Source organism: Vibrio sp. 1751 (assembly GCF_033339895.1).
GTDB lineage: Bacteria > Pseudomonadota > Gammaproteobacteria > Enterobacterales > Vibrionaceae > Vibrio > Vibrio alginolyticus.
The window spans coordinates 21,531-28,479 of sequence record NZ_JAWOVM010000057.1 but is presented as its reverse complement, the minus strand read 5'-3'; the positions used below and the strand labels follow the sequence as shown (position 1 = coordinate 28,479).

The window sequence follows — 6,949 nt, the reverse complement described above, 5'->3', positions numbered from 1 at the left end:
GTTTTGATTAAAGATTCCCATCGTATTCTTCGCTCCTTAGTAAAAATGTCTTCGAAATCATTAAGGCTCCAATCGACAAATGGTTTCGGATTCAGTGCTCGCCCAACAAATCGCACCTCGTAATGCAGGTGAGGGCCAGAAGAGAGCCCACTGTTGCCGGAAATTGCAATCAGCTGCCCTTTTTTGACGAACTGACCACTTTTTACTTTGAACGCTTTCAAGTGCGAATAAGAACTCGAAAAACCGAAAGAATGTTGTAGCCTGAGGAAGTTACCAGAGCCTTTATTACTGCGGCGGGTAACTTCCACTACCCCATCGGCAGGGGCATAAATTTTGGTACCGATATTTACGGCAAAATCGAGCCCACGATGCATTTTGGCAACTTTTGTCACCGGATGGATACGCTTACCGAATCCGGAAGATAGCCGTACGTTGCCGACTGGAGAGCCACTTGGTATTTGGTTTAATAACACCATGCGAACGTTTGAGGTTATCGCCGCTGCATCGAGCCTAGCATCCAAGTTATTTGTCGAGGTATGTTCTCCAACCCCAAGCACTTTCTCTAATTCACCCAAACGTTCCGAAACAAGTTGTACCCGTTCTTCCCGTTCTGAAAGGTCATTTTCTAGCTCTGATTTAAGTGTTTTCAGTGTGCTGAGCTCTTCACCCATGGTGCGTGAATGCTCTGTCAATTCAGCTTGTTTTAACGCTGCATTATCAACGCGAGTGTACAAGTGATGAATTAAGATTACGGTCGCGGCCAGAGCAACAACAAAAAAAACGAAAAACGTTTTTATGTTGCGTTGCATCCTTTTACTGAAGTACCAATGTCTTGAGCCATTGATAGTTGATATAGAGATCGTCAACTGGTCTTTCATCGTCTTCTATTGCTCGTATTTGGTATACGTCTCGTCACTGAGTTAGTAGGAATGTAAGGAAAACGAGTAGGGACTGCCAGAGGCAAATTGGAAAGAAGTGTCAGGTCGTGAGGCGTTTTCAGATATTAGATAAAAGACTCAATAAAGATTTAATATTCTGCTGATTTTGGTCGTAATTACTCCAAATCGCTTCATTTAACTGAATATTATGATTTTTAAGGCGGTTATCCGAGAAATTGGATTGTGAATATTGCCAATAGCATCCGCACGCAATTCAACTTACTTCACGGTTTGCCTTATAAATGTTGGATAATTTATCAAACCGACATTCATTACATCGATAACTTGTTTATGATAGCGGTTGATATAAAGCACTATTCATTGGCTTTAAACCTAAGCGTTACATTTCGTTTAGGAACACATAACTATGACAACGGAGTTGGTCGTGAAAAAACTACTATTGGCTACAGCAGTGGTCGCAGCAGCAGGGGGCGCTGGCTACCTGTACCAAAACAATACTACCGCGAGAGATGCAGGCTCACTGTTAACGCAAGTTCCTGCAGATTCACTTATGGTGACGTATCAGACTGAACCTTTTAACCATTATAAATACATGAACGCATTCGGTACGGCGAATCAAGGCTCGATTGCAGAACTTTTTGCCGATGAACCACTGTCTCCACAACAGCAGTTTGCAGTTAACTTATTCGATGGATACCTAGAGAGTGCTGCGTCGCCAGAAACATTAAAAGCTTATTTGGGCACCGGGGAAAACATTAATCCTGTGTTGTACACAATTGGTATGGTACCGGTGTACAAAGTGGATATTGAAGACCCTGCCGCGTTATGGAAAACACTGGATCATGAAGAGCAGATGAGCGGCGCTAAGCATGAGTTGGTTAAGCTTGGTGAAGTCGAGTATCGTCGTTACGAGATGACTGATTCAATTGACCCGCAGGACGGTATTGGCTTGGTTGTAGCCGTGGTTGATAACGTGCTTACGTTAACGGTTGATGTTCCGCAACTGGGCGTTCAAAACCCGATTAAAATGGCATTAGGGCTTGAAGCACCAAGTCAAAATATTGCTGACAGTGGACGCCTTGAGGCGTTGCAAGCCAAATACGGTGAAAACAACAACTCTTTTGGTTACTTTGATCATCGCGAAGTGATTAAAGGTTTGACGACGAAAGATGGCAATATGTTTGCTCGTCAAATCAGCACGTTGGATGCAATAGATCCTGAACCAACTATTGAGGAAATGCGTTCACCAGCCTGCCATACTGAGCTTACTCAAGTTGCAGAAAACTGGCCTCAGTCCGTCGCGTTTGCAGAATACAAGATGAAAGGCGATCAGGCGTTCATTAAAGGTTCTTTTGTTGTTGAGTCCAACAATAAAGTGATTCTAGATGCGCTCAAGTCGATTCGTGGTGTATTGGCAGAGTCTAAAAGTGATAAGAGTTTCTTTAGTATGGCGCTTGGTTTAGACATTAATACGCTAGCGCCATCGATTGGTCAGATTTGGGCTGACTTGACCCAGCCTCAATATCAATGCTCTTTATTGACACAAATGCAGCAAGAGATGGGCGGCCAGAATCCAGCAGCCGCTGTAAGCATGGGGTCAGGCATGGTTAACGGCCTCAAAGGCTTAAGCCTGCAAATGTTTGATATCAAAGTAGATACTAATGCTCAGCATGGTGAAGTATTTAGCCAGCTAGATGGTATGTTGTCTCTTTCTGCCAATGATCCAATGATGCTTATTCAAACTGCGCAAATGTTCGTTCCTGAACTTGCTCAATTGCAAATTCAACCGGATAACCAACCTGTTAATGTCAGTGACCTATTAGAAATGCATACTGGCATGAAGGTGGACGTGTTTGCTCGTCTAAACGAAAACCATTTCACCCTTTACAGTGGTGATAGTGCTGCGGAAGCAAGCAAAGAAGTGATGGCGCAATCACTTTCTCCAAATGGCTTGTTCAGCTTTGATTTTGATTCAGAGCGTATTTTGGAAGTGTTAGAGAGTGCGTCGTCAATCACTGGGGAGCCGGTTCCGGATGATGTTGTCAAAAGCTTACAAGGCGAGCTTGTTGGTGGTATGACGATGGACGTGACAGACCAAGGTATTGGTTTTGAGTTTGATTACCGTGGTGCAACTAAACCTGTAACGGTTGCACAACAGTAACACATTGAGTAGAAAAAGGCGGCATATGCCGCCTTTTGTTATTATGTACCGCATTAAAAAGCGAGTGGGAAGAGCGACGCTTACTCATCTATTTGAGGATGAGAGTATTGCTGATATTCAGGTAACTCTTTTCTTAAGTTACCAAATGTCGCCCATGCACTTTCTTTTGAAAGTTTGTTGATCAGCCAGTTTGGCAATAGACCTCCGGGATCAGCAAACGCCTTGTATTCCACGAGTGTTGTATCGTTTGTGAGTTTTTGTAACTCCCAAGTCGCATCAACCGAGCGAATTCGAACATAACCATTTTGTTCAGCAAGATATGAGTCAGGTGCGCTTTTGATTTCTATGGTGAATCCCAGCTCATCGACCCAGTACTTTGAGTAGGTGACCATATCCCGATTTTTGGCAGGCCATGGTGCTTTAAACTGGGTGTAAACGATGTTCTCGGTGGCCGATATCTGATTTAAAACCCGGCTATGACTGGCATTGTCAATCCAGTTCGGGATGTTGTCACTGTCTTCCAGTAGCGTTAAAAATGCACCATAGCTGGTGGGTGTGAACATCCGGGCACGGATCTCAACTAAACCGTCACTATGTTCTCGGGAGTAAATTGTGATTCCATTCTTGTCACTCTCGAACTGCCAGTTCTCGTTGGCGCTCGCATCAGTACCAGCGGATATCAATGTGGCGAGTGTTACGGCGCCCATTCTTAAATGCAACATCATGTTAGTATCCGCCAACTTTTCCTAAATTTAAATTTATACGATTTGTTGTAGCTATAAGGACAATAGTATGTTTGTTGTTATTGTTCTGAAGGTTGCTCTGCACTAAAGCCACGTTGAATGTTGGTGAAGGTAAGCGATGCAAATATTACGATAACGATCGCTAGATGCCATGCTTGACTCAATCCAAGCTGCACCAGAGTTAAGCTGACCAATGAGGAGACGACCATTTGTCCACCACCAGACATTGCCGCTGCGGCACCTGCTTGCTTTTTATAAGGTTGCATTACCATCGCTTGTGCACAAGGTAGGGCAATACCATTACCCAAGATCATTAATAGCTGTCCTAGCATCAGAAATAGAGGCTCAACAGGGCAGAAAAATAACCATATTGCGGCAGCGAGGTGAAGAAATGGGGTGCAAAGCAGCATTTTTTTATTGCCAATAATTGGCCTTACTCGGTTACAAATCGTGGTACCACATAACATACCCAAAGCGGGAATGAGCGCCCATATCGCGTATTGAGCGGAGGTCATGCCAATTTGATCTTGCATGATAAATGGCATCACAGAGACTGTCGTAATCATTAAGCTGAAGTTTAACCAACTGATACTGGCGAAACTCATAAAGTAACGAGACGTAAGTAAGCTCTTGTATTGGAGTAACATTTTTCGGGGTGACGGAATGACAGAACGTTTTGTGATGGTTTCTGTGAACTTAAAGGCGATGATTACCCAGGCCAGCGAGACATAGCCCAATAGAGAAATAAACACCATACTCCAACCGAAGTGGAAGTTGATAAAGCCGCCAATCACAGGTGCAATAAGTGGCGTGATTGAAGCCGCCATGGCGATGTAAGACATTGCCACTGGGAGTTCATCCCCGCTAAATCTATCTCGAGTCGACGCCCTCGCGAGTACCGCGCAGCATCCTGTACCTAACCCTTGTAAAAAGCGCCCCATCACCATCCCTGTAAATGTGTCACTGAAGAAAATAATCATCAGCAGACCAGACATCGCGATGAGTAAACCGGTAAGTAATACTCTTTTTCGTCCTAAAGCATCTGACACTGGCCCGTAGATAAATTGAGAGGGGCCAAAGCCGAGCAAATAAATACTCACAAGTAGTTGAGCTTGGTCGAGGGAGATGGAAAAGTCTTTTGCTATCCATGGCAAAGAGGGCATGACTAGCCCCATGCTCAACTGGCCAACGCTAATAATAAGACAGGCGAGTAGTATAGTATGAGAGTTGATTGGGCGACTCATGACTGGTCTCCATTCAAACAACCTTTTTGGCGTCGTGATCTTAAGCCGCCTTCGTCATCCACTTCATTTAGCTTTGCTTTGACCCGCTTCACAGTCGATAGACTGACTTCGCATTGCTCTGCTACGTTTTGCAATGTGTAGCCTTCTAGCAGCAACGTTGCGATCTGTTGGTGTTTGGTTTTGTTTGCGGGGCGGCCGCGAAACTTCTGTTTCCATAATTCTGGCTGCTCTTTAATGGCCTGTCGCCCTTGCTCTGCGGCAAACAGGCGATGTTCAGTCTGCACTTTCCCATATCCAGATAACACTGTGAGTAGTGTTTGAGTTTGAACAGAACCTGGCTCAAAAGTTAGTGATTCACATACGGTTTTCAATGTTACCCCTTTATCGAGTAGCATTTTTATTGTGTTCAATGCTTGACTAAAGTCGCGACCAAATGCGGTCAGCCACCAGAGCACAATCGTATCCCCAGTTCTGACGGAATCGAGCAGTTGTAAGAATGCCTCTCTCTCGGTTGGAGGCATGCAACCACGAACCTTATCCTCAAAATGCTGAGCTTCGGGAGCAAAAGCTTTTAGAGTATTAAGGTGCTCTTGGTAAGCTCGATTTTTTGGCGAATAACGAGTGTAAAGATACGTGGTCATAAGGATTATGAGCCTTTTTTTGTTTGGTTCATATAGTGTAATAGCTCATAAATATACATGGGTTCATTAATGCTTACAACACTAAATGAGCCGTTTGGGAGTCAGAGGCAAATAAAAAAGCCAACCGAATGGCTGGCTATAGCTATTTAAGCTTTTGTTGTCTGGCGCTCGATTAACTTCACTGGCACCATCATTTTTACTAGGCTGCCGTTTTTCGTATTAATTTGATCAACAATGATCTTCACGCACTCGCGAGCGAGGCGACGGAAATCCTGGCGGAACGTGGTTAATTGATAGCTTAACCATTCTGTCTGAGGAATATTATCAAAACCAATGACTTGTAAGTCCTGAGGAATCCTCAACCCGCATTCTATACGGGCGATATCCATGACCGCCATCGCAAGGTTATCGGTTGCACAGAACACTGCTTCAGGCCGATTTTTGTCTGCCAGTATGGCACGGACTTTATCAAGTGAGCTCGCGTAGTCATAGCTGGCTTCAATGATGCGTGGCGTCTTGCCGGTTAGGTCTTCAAATTCAGAGCAGAAGCCGCTTTGGCGTTCGTCATTCGTAAAGGTTGGCACTTCTCCCGTCAAATAAACCGCGTTCTTCACGCCACTTTTGTGCAGAAGTTGCGCGGCTTGTTGGCCTGCTTCGTAGTTGTCACTGATAACGTAGCTACTCCTAGTACCTTCAACAACTCGTGCGTATTGAACAATTGGGATATTAAACTCTTCACATTCTTCATAAAGGGACTTATTGAAGGTTGCGGAAGCAGCAATGACACCATCGACGCGATACTGGAAGATATTTGGGATTGAGTGGCCCTCTTCTTCATCCACTTGCCATGGAATCAATACGGCAGAATAACCTTTTTTCTGTAACTCACTGGAAATTAACTGCAGTGTTTTCATATGGATAGGGTAATCCGCATCAGGAAACACCAAACCTATCAATTTCGATTCGTTTGTGGTCAGGCTACGTGCAAAGGCGTTAGGGCGGTAGTTAAGGGCTTTAGCCGCTTCAAAGACTTTTTGCTTGGTCTTTTCGGATACTGAGCTACCCGGAACAAACACGCGCGATACAGTAGATTGAGAGACGCCTGCCATCTTTGCCACATCTTTTGATGTGACTACGTGTTTAATTGATTTCATGAATAAAACTTAGTTGCCAGTAATTGAGGTCATAAGACTAGCATAAATAGGTACGTATTCATAAATGTTCTGACGGGGTATCCTAAGTAGAATAATGGCTTTGGAGT

General features: G+C 44.3%; 6 protein-coding genes. 1 reads left to right on the top strand and 5 read right to left on the bottom strand.

Annotation, left to right across the window (positions count from 1 at the left end; genetic code table 11):
* Positions 1–878 (bottom strand): M23 family metallopeptidase (locus R7041_RS16385; protein ID WP_318128661.1); only part of this gene is annotated, 878 nt, incomplete at its 3' end.
* A 427-nt stretch (positions 879–1,305) separates the two neighbouring features.
* On the opposite strand from R7041_RS16385, the gene R7041_RS16380 reads away from it, so the two are divergent.
* Entirely contained in the window at positions 1,306–3,060 is a 1,755-nt protein-coding gene (locus R7041_RS16380; RefSeq protein ID WP_206949172.1) for a hypothetical protein, read from the top strand.
* 80 nt (positions 3,061–3,140) lie between these two features.
* Here the strand turns inward: R7041_RS16380 and R7041_RS16375 are convergent, their stop codons facing one another.
* The 4 genes from R7041_RS16375 to R7041_RS16360 all read right to left on the bottom strand — a co-directional run bounded on the left by R7041_RS16375 (position 3,141) and on the right by R7041_RS16360 (position 6,842).
* The gene (locus R7041_RS16375) at positions 3,141–3,785 is read right to left on the bottom strand and encodes an START domain-containing protein (protein ID WP_149191699.1); all 645 of its coding nucleotides are present in this window, start codon (positions 3,783–3,785) and stop codon (positions 3,141–3,143) included.
* A gap of 77 nt (positions 3,786–3,862) precedes the next feature.
* Positions 3,863–5,047, bottom strand: a complete 1,185-nt coding sequence (locus R7041_RS16370) for a multidrug effflux MFS transporter (protein WP_054576560.1) — start codon at positions 5,045–5,047, stop codon at positions 3,863–3,865.
* Positions 5,044–5,688, bottom strand: a complete 645-nt coding sequence (locus R7041_RS16365; RefSeq protein WP_054576561.1) for a recombinase family protein — start codon at positions 5,686–5,688, stop codon at positions 5,044–5,046. Before R7041_RS16365 ends, R7041_RS16370 begins: the two co-directional genes overlap by 4 nt.
* Before the next feature lie 146 nt (positions 5,689–5,834).
* Entirely contained in the window at positions 5,835–6,842 is a 1,008-nt protein-coding gene (locus tag R7041_RS16360) for a LacI family DNA-binding transcriptional regulator (protein WP_017820101.1), read from the bottom strand.
* Between the last annotated feature and the right edge of the window lie 107 nt (positions 6,843–6,949).